This window comes from Chitinophaga sp. HK235, assembly GCF_018255755.1.
In the GTDB taxonomy this organism is placed as follows: domain Bacteria; phylum Bacteroidota; class Bacteroidia; order Chitinophagales; family Chitinophagaceae; genus Chitinophaga.
Genome location: NZ_CP073766.1, coordinates 4,907,666 through 4,924,857, shown reverse-complemented (window position 1 = coordinate 4,924,857; position 17,192 = coordinate 4,907,666). Strand labels below are relative to the sequence as shown.

General features: G+C 47.6%; 10 protein-coding genes. 6 read left to right on the top strand and 4 right to left on the bottom strand.

All coding sequences use genetic code 11. The features are described from left to right. Positions 1–4 precede the first annotated feature (4 nt). From nadB to KD145_RS18225, 4 genes are all read right to left on the bottom strand, one after another. A complete protein-coding gene (nadB, locus tag KD145_RS18240; protein WP_212000547.1) occupies positions 5–1,603 on the bottom strand; it encodes an L-aspartate oxidase in 1,599 nt (532 codons plus the stop codon). 163 nt (positions 1,604–1,766) lie between these two features. Next, positions 1,767–2,438, bottom strand: coding sequence for a lysoplasmalogenase (locus KD145_RS18235; RefSeq protein WP_212000545.1), 672 nt, complete (start codon positions 2,436–2,438; stop codon positions 1,767–1,769). Positions 2,439–2,487: 49 nt separating this feature from the next. Continuing rightward, the gene (locus KD145_RS18230) at positions 2,488–3,828 is read right to left on the bottom strand and encodes a PAS domain-containing sensor histidine kinase (RefSeq protein WP_212000543.1); all 1,341 of its coding nucleotides are present in this window, start codon (positions 3,826–3,828) and stop codon (positions 2,488–2,490) included. A 47-nt stretch (positions 3,829–3,875) separates the two neighbouring features. Further along, on the bottom strand, positions 3,876–5,222 hold the full coding sequence (locus KD145_RS18225; protein ID WP_212000542.1) for a sigma-54 dependent transcriptional regulator: 1,347 nt from the start codon (positions 5,220–5,222) through the stop codon (positions 3,876–3,878). A 214-nt stretch (positions 5,223–5,436) separates the two neighbouring features. Between KD145_RS18225 and KD145_RS18220 the strand changes: the two genes are divergently transcribed. The 6 genes from KD145_RS18220 (at position 5,437) to KD145_RS18195 (ending at position 17,183) form a co-directional block, all read left to right on the top strand. Then, positions 5,437–6,684, top strand: coding sequence for an efflux RND transporter periplasmic adaptor subunit (locus KD145_RS18220; protein WP_212000540.1), 1,248 nt, complete (start codon positions 5,437–5,439; stop codon positions 6,682–6,684). Between the two features lie 63 nt (positions 6,685–6,747). After that, complete coding sequence (locus KD145_RS18215; protein WP_113616285.1) at positions 6,748–7,437, top strand: ABC transporter ATP-binding protein; 690 nt, start codon at positions 6,748–6,750, stop codon at positions 7,435–7,437. A gap of 31 nt (positions 7,438–7,468) precedes the next feature. After that, complete coding sequence (locus KD145_RS18210) at positions 7,469–9,868, top strand: ABC transporter permease (protein ID WP_212000539.1); 2,400 nt, start codon at positions 7,469–7,471, stop codon at positions 9,866–9,868. 10 nt (positions 9,869–9,878) lie between these two features. Continuing rightward, positions 9,879–12,269 (top strand): ABC transporter permease, encoded by a 2,391-nt coding sequence (locus KD145_RS18205; RefSeq protein ID WP_212000532.1) that lies wholly within the window; start codon positions 9,879–9,881, stop codon positions 12,267–12,269. Between the two features lie 93 nt (positions 12,270–12,362). Next, positions 12,363–14,768, top strand: coding sequence for an FtsX-like permease family protein (locus tag KD145_RS18200; protein WP_212000527.1), 2,406 nt, complete (start codon positions 12,363–12,365; stop codon positions 14,766–14,768). A 21-nt stretch (positions 14,769–14,789) separates the two neighbouring features. Next, a complete protein-coding gene (locus KD145_RS18195) occupies positions 14,790–17,183 on the top strand; it encodes an ABC transporter permease (protein WP_212000526.1) in 2,394 nt (797 codons plus the stop codon). Positions 17,184–17,192: the final 9 nt, after the last annotated feature.

Here is a 17,192-nt window from a genome sequence, read left to right as displayed (position 1 = left end):
TGGCTTACAAGACAATGTTTTGTACCAGTTCGCATTTGAATGGATAGTCGGTATTGAAATGGAGGCCTCTGCTTTCTTTGCGGAAGGAGGCACCTTTTACGATCAGATAGCCGGCAGTGATCAGGTTGCGCAGTTCACACAGCTGAGGGGACACTTCCGTTTTCTGGTACAGGGCTTCAGTTTCTTCATGCAGTATATCAAGGCGGCGCATCGCGCGTTCGAGACGTTCATTGGTTCTTACGATGCCTACGTAATCGCTCATGATCTGTTTCAGCTCCTTGAGGCTTTGGGTGATGAGGATCATTTCGCGGGGAGCATTAGTGCCACGGGCGTCCCAGTCGGGTACGTTTTCCTTGAATTCGAGGCTGTCTATTTTGCTGGTGGCGTCCATAAAACAACGATGGGCAAATACCATGGCTTCCAGCAGTGAGTTGGAAGCGAGGCGATTGGCGCCATGCAGGCCGGTGCTGGCACATTCGCCGCAGGCGTACAGATTACGGATGGAGGTAAGGCCCCATTCGTTGGTTTTGATGCCGCCGCAACTGTAGTGAGCTGCCGGTGCTACCGGTATCATCTGGTGTTGTACATCGATGCCGGCTGCTATACAGGTTTCGTAAATATTGGGGAAGTGATGGATAAATTTGTCGATGTCCATATGCCGGCAGTCGAGGTATATGTGCTCGGTACCGGTGATTTTCATCTCGCTGTCGATGGCGCGGGCCACGATATCACGCGGGGCCAGTGACAGGCGGGGATCGTATTTATGCATGAAGTCTTCTCCATGGATATTGCGGAGGATACCGCCGTCACCACGTACGGCTTCGGAGATCAGAAAAGATGGGTTGACACCGGGCTGATACAGGGCTGTAGGGTGAAACTGGATGAACTCCATGTTCTCGATACGGCCTTTTGCACGGTAAACCATCGCCACACCATCGCTGGTAGCAATAGTAGGGTTGGTGGTGCTGCGGTATACCTGTCCATTGCCGCCAGTGGCCAGCAACGTTACTTTGGACAGTATCTTCTCAATTTTTTTGTTGTTCAGGTTGAGTACGTACACCCCGTAACATTCGATATCCGGGGTAGCCTTGGTGACCAGGTAGCCCAGATGGTGCTGGGTGATGAGGTCTACCACAAAACAGTGTGTGACCAGCTGTATATTAGGCCTGCGATGTATCGCTTCAAGCAATGCCCGCTCTATCTCTTTGCCGGTAACGTCTTTGTGATGGATGACCCTGAAAACGGAATGCCCGCCTTCTCTGCCCAGTGAAAAATCGCCATCCGGGTTTTTGTCGAAGTTGGCGCCCCATTCGATGATCTCATTGACCCTTTCCGGCCCTTCCGTTACCACTATTTCCACTATGCGCTCATTACAGAGGCCATCACCTGCGATCAGCGTATCTTCTATATGTTTTTCAAAGCTGTCATTCTCAAGATCATTCACCACAGCCACGCCTCCCTGGGCGTACTTGGTGTTGGTCTCATCCTCACGGCTTTTGGTAATGATGGTAATCTTTTTGTCGGGGTATTGCTGTGATACTTTGAGAGCATAGGTCAAGCCCGCAATCCCGGAACCGATGACAAGAAAATCTGTTTGCTGCATAGAAAACAAAAATACCTCTTTTTAGACACTGATGCATTTGATTTTTCTGATGGGTATGATATGGGGAGATGGACGGGAAGATCTCCTGTATTTTTTTGAAAACAGCCTCAGTTTAGGCTCCGCTTTTATCTCCGCTTATCATCACCAGAAAAATCATACAAAATTACCGTTGTGGTTGTAAATAATACTTCACAGACCCATGTACCAACCCGGCCTGTGCCAGGCCGTAAGTGAGCATCACCAGGATGCCGCCGGCCGGCAGGGGATGGTAGAACTTGCCCAGCGCAATCAGGGAATCAGAAAGCATGAACAGAATGGCCCCGATAAGGCAATACCAGGCTGCAGGCTGGTGACGGTAGTGAAAGGCATGTATGACACTCTGTACTGTAATGGATATGACCAGCGAATACACTATAACCGGAATGGCCAGATTGCCCAGGTACGGCATCAGAAAAAGAATAAAGCCAATGATGATAGCAGCATTCAGAAATACAAGCGGGTATTTGCAATAGGGGACAGGCGGATTGGAATACCGGATAGTGAGGAAGAAGGTGATATAAAACAAGTGTCCTACCAGAAAACTGCCCAGTCCGGGAAGAAACAGGGTATCAAACATCAGTAACACATCTCCCAGAAAACAGGAAAAAAGGGCTCCGTACATCCACATCCGCTGCTTGCCCGGCACATCTGCTGATGACGACAGAAAATACGCTGCCAGCAAAGGCACCAGCAAAGGTTTTGTAGCATAACGGAAAGCGTCCATGTTAAGGCCGATCAGTACCAGATCAGCAAATAGGGTAATGAAGTAGAGGACTAGCCATCTGGATGTTATCATGAGGACCTGTAATTGTTACTACAATATAACGAATCTTTCAGGACCCCGATCAGGTGTTGAGCAAAATGAGGAACGTAGATCCATTACCGTTATTGCCAGGGCTTAGCACTTTCAGCTGGCCGCCATGCATCTGAATAATCTGCTGTGACAAACTGAGGCCAATCCCTGAGCCGGTTTTTTTGGTGGTGAAGAAGGGAATAAAAATTTTGTTCATGGCTTCGGTATCAATACCAGGGCCGTTGTCGGTGATCTCAATACAGATCTGTTGTACGTTGTTGAGGTACACTTTTATCTGTATGCTGGCATTGGAGGTTTGTTCCAGCGCGTCCATGGCGTTTTTGACCAGGTTGATGAGCACCATCTGCAGCTGGGATATATCTGCATGGATCTCTACATTTTCAGCGTCTACCTCAAGCAGGAAGCGGATATTGGCTTGTTTCATATCAGCCTGAAAAAGGCTGCTTACGGTAGTTACCAGCGATTTGACATTTACACGGGTGAACTGTGGCTGCGGCAGTGTGGTATAATCACGGTAGGCGTTTACAAAGTTCATAATGCCTTTGCTCCGGCTTTCTACTGTCAGCAGTGCTTCCTGAAGGTCGGCGATGCCTTCATGGCTGCCGGAAGTAGGGGCAATGTCGAGATCTACAATTTCTTTCATGGTGCCAATGAGCGACACGATGGGGGTCACAGAGTTCATGATCTCATGACGTAATATTTTGGTAAGATTCTGCCAGGCTTCCAGTTCTTTTTTCTGCAGTTCAGAATGGATGTTCTGAATGGAGATCAGTTTGATCAGGCGACCCTGCAGCCTTACAGTGGCGGCATGTATGGACAGTTGCTGGCCTTGTGTGGTGGCATACAGCGTTTTATTGCCGGATGACAGCTCCCTCAGTAGTTCAGCAAGGCCGGGGTGCATGGATTTCAGCTCTGAGATATTACGCAGCCGGTAGATGCCCAGGAGCCGGAAGGCAGCGGGGTTGATCAGTTCGATGTGGCCTTCGCTGTCGAAGGAAAATACGCCGATGCTGATATGCTGGATAATAGTGTCGATGTATTTGAGATTGGCTTCTTTCTCTGCTCTTGTTTGCCGGAAGGCTTCCAGTACTTCATTGAACTGGTGGTTGAGCATGCGGAAACTTTTTCCCAGCTTGTTATCGCCGCTGAAGCGGATGGAGAAATCTTCATAACGGATAGACTCCAGGAACAGCGTGAGTTTACGGTTGATACGGTTGAGGTAATGATAGATGCCGTACATCTGCAGCGCTACCAGTGGAAACAGCAGCAGGGACAGGGGCGTCATGCCATGCATGTACAGCCATGTAGAGATGGCCAGTGTAGCGGTAAGCAACAGTACCCGCAGGCTGATATTGACGCTGAAACGGTTCATGATGGAATTTAACTTACCGGGGTGGTATGCCCCGGTAAGCAAGATGACTAAATATTGTATTTCTCGAGTCTTCTGTAGAGGGCGGCTCTGCTAAGGCCCAGTTCTTTAGCGGCTTCGGTGATATTGCCGTTACATTTTTTCATCGCCTGGGTAATGATGTTTCGTTCCATTTCTTCCAGGTTGTAACCGGTATCCATTTGCGGGTCCTGGGTGTTGCTGTTTTTAACGAATACGTCTTTGGCCTGCAGTGTTTTGCTCTGGGAGAGGATGACGGCTCTTTCCATGGCATGTTGCAGTTCGCGGATATTACCGGGCCACTCGTATTTTTCCAGCTGTTGTATGAGTGATTCATGCATGCTGTTGACCGGGCGTTTGTATTTTTCGCGGTAGAGCTGCAGAAAATGCTCGGCGAGTGGAACGATGTCTTCCTGGCGTTCGCGCAGGGGAGGCAGATGTATCTCGATGGTATTGATGCGATAGAGCAGGTCCTGGCGGAACAGATGTTGGGCGGCCTGTTGCTGTATGTTGCGGTTGGTGGCGCAGATCAGTCTAACGTCAATGGGTATATTTTTATTGGAGCCCACTTTGGTGACAGACCTGTTTTGTAATACCGTCAGCAGTTTGGCCTGAAAGGGGATGGTGATGTTTCCGATTTCATCGAGGAAGATGGTGCCACCGGCGGCTTCTTCGAAGCGTCCGGCTCTGTCTTCGCGGGCATCGGTGAAGGCGCCTTTTACGTGACCGAAAAGCTCGCTTTCGAAAAGTGTTTCACTGATGGCGCCGAGGTCTACGCTGACAAACGATTTTTTGTTGCGGTGGGAGAGCTGATGAATATGCCGGGCGAGCATGTCTTTACCAGTACCGTTTTCGCCGAGTATGAGCACGTTGGCGTCTGTGGCAGCTACCCGTGATACGGTATCGAATACAGCCTGCATGGCAGGGCTGTTGCCTACTATGAGGTTGCCGGTATTAATAACGACAGTGGGCTTGCCTTGCCGGGCTGCCCGTTTATTGTAAGCCGACTGGATAGTGGCCAGCAGCTTTTCATTTTCCCAGGGTTTGAGCACAAAATCCACAGCGCCGGACTTAATGGCTCTTACGGCCATCTCTACGTCACCATAGGCGGTAAACAGCACTACTGCGGTATCGGGCTTGATATCGAGGATACGGTCCAGCCATTCAAAGCCTTCTTTTCCGCTACTGAGGTCACGCGTGAAGTTCATATCCAACAGGATTACATCGTAATCAAAGTTGGAAACGAGGTAAGGTATCTTCTGCGGATTTTTCTCAAAATCCACCTGCTCAAAATGTCTCTTCAGCAGCAGGCGTGCGGCACGCAATACATCTACATCATCGTCTACTATCAGAATTTTTCCGGGTTGCATTGTGGTCATGGGCAAATAGTGAATGGGTAACAATATTACAGAAAGATTTTTTTACATCAGCAGCTAATTTCAGCGCCTTTTTCAAAGTGTCCGTTTGTGAACACCGGTTGTCCGCCATAGGACATTTTTAAAAGTAGAAATGCTTGAAAAACATTGATGGTAAAGGGTTTTTGGCTTTGGCATATGGATTGACTTTCCTTAGTCACAAACTTTTCCTAATAACATGGATAGAAAAATTGAAAAGAAGTTCTGGAATAAAAAACGCATCCTGATGATTGGTGGTGGAGGGCTGATTGCATTGTTGCTGTTGTATACACTGATCTTTGCCGACCACCGCGCTACCCTCAATGTAGAAAAGGATAAGATCACCATCTCTGAAGTGAAAAAAGGGACTTTCGATGTATATATCGCTGTAACGGCAGTGGTAATGCCACTGAAGACCATCCGCCTCGACGCCATTGAAGGAGGCTATGTAAGCCGTAAATACCTGGAAGGCGGCAGCATGGTAAAAGAAGGGGATTCTATCCTCAAGCTGGACAACCAGCACATGATGATGGAGTTTGTAAACCATGAGACAGAGATATACCGTTTACGTAACGAGCTGCAGAATACGCGCCTGTCCATCCGTCAGCAGGATTTTACTATGCAGCAAAATCTTTCCGAACTGAATGCCAGGATTGATGCGGCCCAGGACCTGTATGACCGTAACAAACAACTGGTAGACGAAAAGATTGTTGCCCGTCAGGAATTCAACAAAAACAAGATAGAACTGGAAGGACTGAAAAGGCAACGCGACATCATGTCGCAGTCCCAGTCTTATCAACGCGATAATGCCAAACAACAAATCTCTCAGCTGGAAGGCACATTGTCACGCACCCAGCGCAACCTGGAGCTGATGAAACAAAACCTTAACAGCCTGATTGTCAGAGCCCCTGTTTCCGGGCAGCTGTCTTCCATTGATGTGGAAGTAGGCTCCAGTATCACTGCAGGCCAGAACATCGGCCAGATTGACGATCTGAACGGTTTTAAACTGCGTGCCGATATCGATGAACACTATGTATCACAGGTGTTTGCCGGTTTGAAAGCCACCTTTGAGTTTGATGGTAAAACCTATGAGATGGTGGTGACCAAAGTATATCCAGAAGTTAAAAGCGGTCGTTTCCAGGCTGATATGAATTTTGAAAAGACAACACCTGAAGGCATCCGCCGTGGACAATCCTCTCCTATCCGCCTGGTATTGGGTAAGTCTGCGGAAGCGACCCTGCTGCCACTGGGAGGCTTCTTTTCCGACACCGGTGGTAACTGGGTGTATGTGGTAGATAAAAGCGGGAAACGTGCCTTAAAACGTAATATCTCACTGGGTAGAAAAAATCCTTTGTATTTTGAAGTACTGGAAGGATTACAGCCCGGCGACCAGGTGATCACTTCATCTTATGAGAATTTTGGTAACAAGGACGTACTGGCATTTTAAGATTCATCCATTTTTTATATACTGCTATTGTAAAACTATCATTCATTTAGACAATCAAAACATATGATACGCACCGTTAACTTACAGAAGTTATTTACAACAGAAGAAGTGGAAACAACCGCCCTCAATGGCATCAACATGGAAGTGCAGGATGGGGAGTTTGTAGCGATCATGGGGCCATCCGGTTGTGGTAAGTCAACCCTGCTGAACATCATCGGTTTACTGGACAATCCCAGCGACGGTGAGTATCATTTCTGGGGCAAGGAAGTAGCCAGAATGAGTGAGCGCCAGCGCGCGCAACTGCGTAAAGGATCTATTGGCTTCGTATTCCAGAGCTTTAACCTGATCGATGAACTGACCGTTTATGAAAACGTGGAGTTGCCGTTATTATATCTGAAAGTAGCTCCTGCTGAAAGAAAACAAAAAGTGGAAGAAGTGCTGGAACGCATGAACATCATGCACCGCCGCAACCACTTCCCCCAACAGCTTTCCGGTGGTCAGCAGCAACGCGTGGCCATCGCCCGTGCCGTAGTGGCTAAACCCAATCTGATCCTGGCAGATGAACCTACCGGTAACCTGGACTCCACCAACGGAGAAGAGGTAATGAAACTGCTGCAGGAACTCAATAATGCCGGTACCACTCTTATCATGGTTACGCACTCACCCTATGATGCCGGTTTTGCTCACCGTATTATCAACCTCTTTGACGGACGGGTAGTGACAGAAAATATCAAGGAACAGTTTCATGTGTGATTTTATTCCGCCATTCTAAAACCCCTCTGTTATGTTCCGGAATTACTTCAAAATATCTGTCCGTCATTTACAGCGCCATAAGTTCATCACTGCCATCAACGTTTGCGGGTTGGCAGTGGGAATGGCCTGTTGTATACTGATTGTGTTGTATGTGCGGGATGAACTGAGCTTCGACCGCTTTCATTCAAATGCAGGTAATATCTATCGTATTACTACCGTCGAAAATACACAGGCCACCGGGGCAACAGTCTATGGAGCGGCTACCCAGTTTCCCATTGCGCCTAACCTCAAAAAAGAAGTCAGTGGTATCAAAGAAGCAGTAAGGGTTTTTGTTCCGGGCACAACTTTATTTAGTGCCGGAGATAAAAAAATACTGGAAACAGAGAACTGTTTTGCAGATGCCGCTTTTTTTAAGATGTTTGATTTTCCTTTGCTCGAAGGAGATCCCGCCACTGTGCTGAAAGAGCCTTATACAGTGGTCCTCTCTGCCAGTGCAGCAAAAAAATATTTCGGCAACGGATCGCCGATAGGGAAGCTCTTGAAAGTGGGTAACGGTTATAGCTGCACCGTTACAGGTGTAATGAAGGATATGCCCCATAATACAGACCTTCGGATGAACGTGATCATGTCTTTTACTACGATGACGAGGCAGAATACAGAGTTTGAGAAACTATGGTACATGTTCAGTAATAATGTGACGTATGTGCAACTGACCGATGGTACCAATCCCCCAAAGATTGTCCCCCAGTTAAGAGATTTTGTAAAACAGCATATTGATCCGGTTGTCAAAAGGCATGGAATAAAGTTTGAGCTGGATTTGCAGCCGCTTTACAATGTCCATCTCCGTCCGGACGGAGACAAAGGTGGTGCGGATAATTCCCCCATGATCTGGTTATATATCGCCATTGCTGCGTTTATCGTACTTATTGCCTGTATAAATTTCATGAACCTTACTACCGCCAGAGCCCATGAAAGGGCCAGGGAAGTGGGGTTGCGCAAAGTACTGGGCGCACAAAGGAAAAGCCTCGTTTTCCAGTTCCTGACTGAATCGCTGGTCATCAGCTTGTTATCGCTGGTGATGGCGGTGATACTGGCTTTCTCTTTGCTTCCTGTATTCAACCGTATCACCGGAAAGGAACTGAGTATACTGGCTTCAGGAGGTGTTTCCCTATATGGCGGATTATTGTTGCTCGTAACAATAGTCGGTTTGATGGCGGGTAGCTACCCTGCATTATATCTATCCGGCCTGATGCCGGTAAAAGTGCTGAAAGGCAGCTTTGTTACCACCGGGGCCAGGGTATTCATCCGCAGAGGGCTGGTGGTATCTCAGTTTGCCATTGCGGTAGCGTTGATTGTTGCTACCGTTGTCGTATATACGCAGTTGCGTTTCTGGCAGCAGAAAAATCTGGGCTTTGATAAAGAGCGCCTGGTGAATATCTACCTGTCCGGTATGGATACTTTACCGAAAGCGGAGCTTTTAAAGGCTTCAGTAGCTGGTTTGTCCGGTGTGCAGCAAACGTCCCTGAACAACCTGTTGATGGGGGTTGGGGCGTATAACAACAACCCAATACTCCGGGAAGGAGCAGAAGACAAGGATGGTTTTGTATCGGCTATCATTCAGGGAGATTATGACCTGCTGAAGACGACTGGTATCAAACTGCTGGCTGGCAGGGATTTCGATAAAGCAATGGCCACTGATTCTACCGATGCTTTTATTATTAACCAGGCGGCTGCCAAACGGCTGGGATTTACAGACCCTATTGGGAAACGCATCGAATGGAAGCCTGGCTCCTTCGTCAGACACGGTGCCATTATTGGAGTAATGGAAGATTTTAATTTCCGGTCTCTTCGTTTTTCTGTAGAGCCGGCCGTGTACCTGATCAGCCCCCTGAATACAGCTATCCTGTCTGTAAGGCTGGCCCCGGGCGATCATCCCGCCCAGCTGGCTGAGATAGAAAAGGTATGGAACAGCATTATGCCCGACAATCCGATCAATTACTCTTTTGTGGCACAAGACCTGAAGGCCATGTATGCCGAAGAGCAGATGATGGGAAAGATATTCAGCATTTTTTCAGGCCTCGCCGTTTTTATCGCCTGTATGGGGCTGCTGGGATTGTCTATGCTCATATCCAGACAGCGAACCAAAGAAATCGGTATCCGAAAAGTGCTGGGTGCTTCTGTGGCCAATGTGTCTGCGTTGTTGTCGCGTGACTTCCTGAAACTCGTGTTGTTAGGTATCTGTATAGGTTCTCCTATAGCGTGGTATGGTATGGAAAAATGGTTGCAGCATTTTGCTTTCAGGATAACAGTACAATGGTGGGTGTTTGCACTCACAGCGGCAGTAGTAGTGCTGATAGCCTTGTTGACCGTAAGTTTTCAGGCTGTCCGGACTGCACTGGTGAATCCGGTAAAATCATTGAGAACAGAATAAATTATCGTTTATGCTTCTCCGTTACATACAGATCGCTTTCAGAAATATGCGTCGGCAAAAGCTGTTTGCCTTTATTAATATTGCCGGACTGGCACTGAGCATGGCTGTATGCTTAATGGTATTGAAGTCCACCAAAAAGAATTTCAGCTACGATAAATTCCATCCGGCAGCCTCCAGGACCTGGAGGATTACTTCACAGGCCACTACTCAGGAAGGAAAACATTATCATATGGCCAGCACACCGCTACCACTGGCAACGGTGTTGCATCAGGACTATGCCATCACAGAAGCGGAAGTGCGTGTGTATAGCGTGCTGAATGGCAATGTGATCAATGGAAAAAAGAAATTACCTGTCTATGGTGCTTTTACAGAGCCCTCTTTTTTCAAGGTCTTCGGATTTAAACTGGAAAGCGGTGATCCGGCTACAGCATTAAGCACACCCAATAGTATTATATTGGGAGAAGAGGCCGCCAGAAAGATTTTCGGTACCCAACAGGCAATGGGTAAGACAATACACTTTGAAACACTGGGCGATTATATTGTTACTGGTATTCTTGCGCCTGCACCGGGTTTGACGCATATCAACTATGAGGCTTATGCTTCCCTGTCTTCTGTTTCTGCACTGGAACAGCAGAAGGTGCTGCCGGAGCGGTTACAGAACTGGAACAATGTACAGGATGCCTATACTTATGTTGTTTTAAAACCCGGTGTAAACAAAGCTTCACTTTCCACCGCACTGGAATTTTTGTCTGAAAAATATTACCAGCCTGCTTCCAAAGGAATTGGCAGTATCACTTTTGAAAAACAATCACTAAGCAGTATCACGCCTTCACAGGAACTTTATAATGATATGGGAGGCGGTCATCCATGGGGGAAAGTCCTGGGTGAAATAACCGTGGGGCTTGCATTGCTCCTGTGTGCCTGCTTCAACTATACCAACCTGTCTATTGTTCGCTCACTACAACGGGCCCGGGAAGTAGGTGTCCGTAAAGTTAACGGCGCTAAACGTTCGCAGGTATTTATGCAGTTTATTGTAGAATCCGTGGTGATGTGCCTGTTGTCATTAATACTGGCGATGGGACTACTGGTGCTGATGGAATCGTATACCCATGTAGGTATTGGATTTTTATCGGGTGAAAGGTTTGATGTAGCACTGATGGGCTGGTTCCTGGTGTTTAGCCTGTTAACAGGTGTGCTGGCAGGATTAATCCCGGCCTGGGCTTTGTCTTCCTTCCAACCAGCCAGGGTGCTGAAAAATATTGTAGACATCAAACTCTTTGGCGGATTGGGATTGCGGAAGACACTGATCGTGATTCAGTTTTCGCTTTCAATGACAGCGATCATCTTTTTTGTGACCGTTTACCGCCAGTTTTCTTTCAAAGAGGCCTTTGATATGGGATTTGCCCGTAACAATATACTGAATGTGCCGTTGGCTGATGTAGATTTTCAGCTGATGAAAGACCGGTTAATGCAGGTGAAAGGGGTAGAGGCGGCCACTGCCAGTTCCGGTACCTTGGGTATGCCCGGTCAGAGTGGCTTTCTGCAGGCCCGTACCGCTCTGGATGGCAACCGTATGGAGCTGGGTTATTACGCCGGTGATGCCGATTTTCTGAAACTGATGCAGCTCAGATTGCTGGCTGGGTCCGGATTTCCGGCAGCAGCCTCCCAAAGCAATGAACAATATATCATCGTAAACGAGCGATTGGTAGCTGCCATGAATCTGAAAACACCGGCAGATGCTATCGGTAAAACCTTATGGCTAACGGATTCCACAGCGGTGAGTATCATCGGAGTCGTGAAAGATTTCAATTATCAACCTATAGAAATGCCGGTACTGCCAATGGCTATCCGCTTTGTCCCACAGCGATTCAGACAGCTGCAGGTACTGGTGAATACGCAGGACAAAGACCAGGTAATGGCTGGTATTAAACAAGCCTGGATGGAAATGCATCCTGGTGAAATATTTTCTGCTGGCTGGATGAATGATGAACTGATTGAACGAACCAGTGGCAAGGAGCCTGTATCCGGACTCGCTGTGCTGGTATTTATGATCACAGTGATTGCGGCGCTGGGCCTATTGGGTGTAGTGTCTTATACCACCTTCACCCGCAGGAAAGAGATAGGCATCCGTAAGGTGATGGGGGCTGGTGTACCTGGTCTGGTAATGCTGCTTTCCCAAAGCTATCTCCGCCTGATAGTGTTGGCCGGTATTATAGCCCTGCCATTGGGTTACCTGGGAAGTACCTTATTCCTTCGGCTTTTTGCCAACCGCATCAACATAGGATTTTTTACGCTGGCGGGCAGCTTTGCTGCCTTGCTGGGAATTGCCCTGCTGGCCATTATTTCACAAACATGGCGTGCTGCGGATGCCAACCCGGCGAATGTATTGAGAAATGACTAAAACAATTAATAAAGAGAATAACAAGTGAACAGCAAATCGGAGTGTGTGTCTACGCGCCCTGCTTTTTTAAAATAATACTATAAATCTTTGCGCATGTTTGGAAATTATATCAAGATTGCCTGGAGAAATTTACTGAAACAGAAAGTGTTCGCAGCCGTGAATGTAGTAGGTATGAGTGCTGCTATCTGTGCGGCCTTATTGCTGTCACTCACTGCCTATCGGGAATGGACATACGATGATTTTCAGATAAATAAGGAACATATTTACCAGTTATACCGGGAAGATGGTACTGCTAAAGGCATGAGGGTCGGGACCAGTTTTGCTGAGCCGATGGCAGATGCGCTCCGGAAGGAGGTGCAGGGAGTGAAACACGTTTCCCGTATAGGCGGCGGCGATATGCCAGTAAGGTACAATGGCAAACATATTTACTTTGATGTGGAAATGGTGGATGTTGATTTCCTGAAGATGTTTTCTTTCCGCCTGTTGCAGGGCAACGCTTCTACAGCATTGCAACAGCCTGATCAACTGGTGCTGACACAAAAGACAGCCCGGTCATTGTTCAATCAGGAAGACGCGGTAGGCAAAACGGTAGAAGTCAATATCAACAATCAATGGCGTCCCTTTATCGTTTCGGCAGTAGCAGCAGATATACCAGATAACTCCAGCATCACGTTTGAAGCCCTGGTCCGTTTTGAAAATGTGGATGACTATGCTGCTATCCGCAACAACTGGAATGTGGGCAACTATCCCCTGATGATGGAAGTGGAACCATCCGTTACTACAGCAGCACTGGAAAAAAGCCTGGTATCTGTAACGAACAAATATTACGCAGGAAATATTGAAGAGCTGAAAAAGAATGGTGGGATACCCAATAAAGAAGGGGCACTGATACGAATAAACGGAATTCCCCTGAACGAGTTTCATCTTAATGCCCTCAGCTCTTTCAGCAATGGTCTGAACCCATTTTATCCCTGGCTGATGGTGATTCTCGCAGTCCTGATTATTAGTATTGCCTGTATCAACTTTATTAACCTGTCTATCGCCAGATCGTTTACCCGTGGCAGTGAGATCAGTCTGAGGAAAGCGCTGGGAGCCATGGACAGACAATTGTTGTTTCAGTTCTGGAGTGAGGCTTTTCTGCTTTGTTTTATTTCGCTGGTACTTAGTTTGTTGTTGACGATACTGCTGATGCCTTATTACAACGCCACTTTCAACCATGAGCTGAGTCTCCGACTTTTCGGTAATATCTGGCTGATACTGGGAGCTGCATTTATTTTCTTTATGGTGACATTACTGGCGGGCGGATACCCAGCCTGGAAAGTGGCCAGGCTGAATATTATTCAGGTGCTGAAAGGTAAGCTGAGCCTGGCCAAAGGTAATGGTGTACGCAATGGACTGATCATCGTTCAGTTTATTGTGGCTGCCTTGCTGATCAGCTGCACAGCTGTTATCTGGCAGCAGCTGGATTTCATACGGTCGACACCGTTAGGGTTTAATACCACGCAGGTGATCAGTATACCGGGAGATAATGCATCGCCGCAGGTGATTGCAGCGCTTCGCAGCAGACTGGCCGGAGAAACAGAAGTAGAGAGTGTATCTGGTAGTATGCTGAACCTGGGAGTGGGTAAAGACGGCTCTTCCGGCAACTGGTACCGGGGATTTGACTACATGGGCAGTCATATTAACACACAGTGTATTATAGTAGATTACGATTACGCGCGTACACTGGACCTCAAAATGGTAGCTGGGCGTGATTTCTCCCGCAATTTCGGGGCAGACACAACTGGTGTGGTGCTCAACGAACAAATGGCGAAACAGCTGGGAGAGAAAGAGCTGATAGGTGCTGTTATTACACCCGGTAATGTGCCCCTGCATGTGATCGGGGTGGTAAAAGATTATCATTTCGAGTCACTGCGTAAAAAGATTGATCCGCTGATGATGATCATGACAATGATTCCGCATCCGAACTACATCTTTGTTAAGGTAAATACCCGCAATCCGGTGGCCACGCTGAAACATATCTCAGCCATATGGAAAGGTATTAACCCGCTGGCCAAAAACGAAGCCAGTTTCCTCGATGAAAACACCAACCGGCTGTACCGTCAGGAAGCCCGTTTTTCAAAAATATTTATGAGTGGGGCCATACTGGCTATCGTGATCTCCTGTATGGGACTGTTTGCTATTGCCGTACTGGTGATGGCCCAGCGCCAAAAGGAAATCGGTATCCGTAAGGTATTGGGAGCTTCTGTAGGTGGTATTGTACTGCTGCTCTCAAAAGATTTTCTGAAGCTGGTACTGATAGCGGTACTGATTGCTACTCCTTTATCCTGGTACCTGATGCAGCAATGGCTGCAGCGGTTCGAGTTTCATGTAAATATCCATTGGTGGCTTTTTGCAGTGGTTGGCCTGTTGGCTGTTATCATTGCCCTGGCCACTACCAGTCTGCAAACAATAAAAGCTGCGTTGGCCAATCCTGTTGATAGCCTCAAGCGTGATTAAAACCAATAAAATTCTAAATCGATGTGGAAGAATTACCTGAAGATAGCCGCGAAGAATCTGGTGAAACGGAAGTTGTATACGGGTATTAACGTATTCGGACTGGCAACGGGGATCGCCTGCTTTATTCTGTTGTCTTTATACCTGGAAAACGAATGGACCTACGATAGCTGGTATAAAAATGCGAATGAGTTATACCGTCTTCGCATGGACTATGGTGAAAAAGGGGAGAAGATAATGCAGATAGCCGTGACGCCGAATATACTGGCCACTACCATCAAACCCTTGCCGGAGATCAAAAAAGTCACACGGATATTTCCAAGAGAAGCGACCGTACAGTATGGCGACAAGAGCTGGAATGAAAGACGCTTTGTATATACTGACGCACCTTTTTTTGAGATGTTTTCCTTCCGGTTGTTGTCTGGTAGTGCTGTCAATGTGCTGAACGGCCCTAATATGGTGGTGATCACGGCCTCCATGGCGAAAAAATATTTCGGCGATATTGATCCCGTTGGTAAAACGTTACTCATCAATGGTAAAAGGGCATTACAGGTAACGGGTGTGGTGGCCGATGTGCCAGCCAATAGCCACCTGAAATTTGATTTTGTGGCCAGTTACAGCACCTTGCAGCTCCAGGAGCAGTGGGGATCTGCTAATTACTACACCTATGTGCAGGTCGGTAATCCGGCTCAGTTAGGCAGTCTGCAGACCAGCCTGAGCCAGATCGCCAGGCAGCAGCTGAGTGAAGACGATATAAAAAACGGTACCGTCTTCAACTTTGTTCCGGAGCCGGTTACCGGCATCCATCTGCATTCTGCTGCCAGTGCCGCCACCGAAGATGCCGGAGATGTCCGCTACAACTATATTTTCGCCCTGATAGGCGTCATGCTGCTGGTGATAGCCTGTGTTAACTTTATGAACCTGGCCACGGCCCGTTCCACTGAAAGAAGCCGGGAAGTAGGTGTCCGTAAGGCATTGGGTGCTCAACGTTCTCAGCTTTTCTTGCAGTTTATGATGGAATCAGCCTTGCTCACCGGAATTGCCCTGGTGATAGGACTGTTGCTGGCAGGCTTATTATTACCCGCATTTAACCAACTCACCGATACCAGACTTCAATTAGGCGGCGCCAGCGGATACCGTATTTACGGCATCTTGGTGGTGATCTTTTTCCTGGTGGCTTTTGTTACTGGTATTTATCCGGCCCTGTTCCTCTCTGGTTTCCGACCGGTACAGGTGCTGAAAGGTTCCATGACGGCCACTCCCAAAGGAAAGGGTATCCGTAAATCACTGGTGGTATTTCAGTTTGCGGCATCTGTATTCTTTATCATCTGTACGCTGGTCGTGCAGCAGCAAATGCAGTATATCCAGCATAAAAAGCTGGGGATGGACCGCTCTGAGGTGTTGGTGCTGGATGGTTTCAAATCCGGTAGTACTGCCATGGAAGCCTTTAAAAACAGGTTGCTGCAACTCACCGGTATATTGTATGTGACGGCATCCGCTGATTCTCCTGTCTCCATCCAGGGTGGTTACAGCATTAACCAGATACAGGATCACCAGCCTGGTTTCTCCCTTGGTATCGCAGCGGTACCGGTGGAAAAAGATTACCTGAAAACAGTAGGTATCTCTTTATTGGCTGGTGAGGATCTCACCAACGGAGACATTGCTGATGTTACCAAAGAAAAAAATGATGAGCGGATTTATCATTTTTTCCTGAATGAAACAGCCAGCAAAAGGCTGGGATGGTCACCGGAAGTGGCCGTGGGAAAAAGGATGTCGTTGAATGGCCGTAATGGAACGGTAAAAGGAGTGATGAAGGATTTTCATTTTTCTTCCATGAAAAACAAAATTGAACCCATCATCGTATTCCCCGAATACGAATGGTTCCAACAGATATTTATCAAAACAAGTGGTAAAGACAAACAACAGCTGATAGCGGGTATTGAAGGCCTTTGGAAAGAAGTGCAGCCGGGAGTTCCTTTTGACTATCACTTCCTGGATGATGATTTTAATAGACTGTATAAGTCGGAATACCGTGTAGGCAAGATACTGGGAATATTTGCCGGTGTGGTGATGCTGGTGTCCTGCCTGGGATTGCTGGGGCTGGCTGCATTGACTACACAACAACGCACCCGTGAGATTGGTATCCGTAAAGTGCTGGGCGCCTCTGTAGGCAGTGTGGTGGCCATGTTGTCGAAAGATTTTATCAGACTGGTACTGATTGCTTTGCTGATAGCGGCTCCGCTGGCCTGGTATGCTGCTGGCAACTGGCTCAGTGCTTTTGCCTATCATGCTTCCCTGAGTATATGGCTGTTTCTGATGGCTGGGATACTGGCGGTAGTGGTGGCTTTGCTCACAGTGAGTCTGCAATCAGTAAAAGCGGCTATGATGAATCCGGTAAATAGCCTCAAATCAGAATAAAAGCATTTA

Bases quoted from the DNA above. Each gene is read 5' to 3' on its own strand.
- nadB (WP_212000547.1), bottom strand. From the start codon at position 1,603: ATGCAGCAAACAGATTTTCTTGTCATCGGTTCCGGGATTGCGGGCTTG.
- KD145_RS18235 (WP_212000545.1), bottom strand. From the start codon at position 2,438: ATGATAACATCCAGATGGCTAGTCCTCTACTTCATTACCCTATTTGCT.
- KD145_RS18230 (WP_212000543.1), bottom strand. From the start codon at position 3,828: ATGAACCGTTTCAGCGTCAATATCAGCCTGCGGGTACTGTTGCTTACC.
- KD145_RS18225 (WP_212000542.1), bottom strand. From the start codon at position 5,222: ATGACCACAATGCAACCCGGAAAAATTCTGATAGTAGACGATGATGTA.
- KD145_RS18220 (WP_212000540.1), top strand. From the start codon at position 5,437: ATGGATAGAAAAATTGAAAAGAAGTTCTGGAATAAAAAACGCATCCTG.
- KD145_RS18215 (WP_113616285.1), top strand. From the start codon at position 6,748: ATGATACGCACCGTTAACTTACAGAAGTTATTTACAACAGAAGAAGTG.
- KD145_RS18210 (WP_212000539.1), top strand. From the start codon at position 7,469: ATGTTCCGGAATTACTTCAAAATATCTGTCCGTCATTTACAGCGCCAT.
- KD145_RS18205 (WP_212000532.1), top strand. From the start codon at position 9,879: ATGCTTCTCCGTTACATACAGATCGCTTTCAGAAATATGCGTCGGCAA.
- KD145_RS18200 (WP_212000527.1), top strand. From the start codon at position 12,363: ATGTTTGGAAATTATATCAAGATTGCCTGGAGAAATTTACTGAAACAG.
- KD145_RS18195 (WP_212000526.1), top strand. From the start codon at position 14,790: ATGTGGAAGAATTACCTGAAGATAGCCGCGAAGAATCTGGTGAAACGG.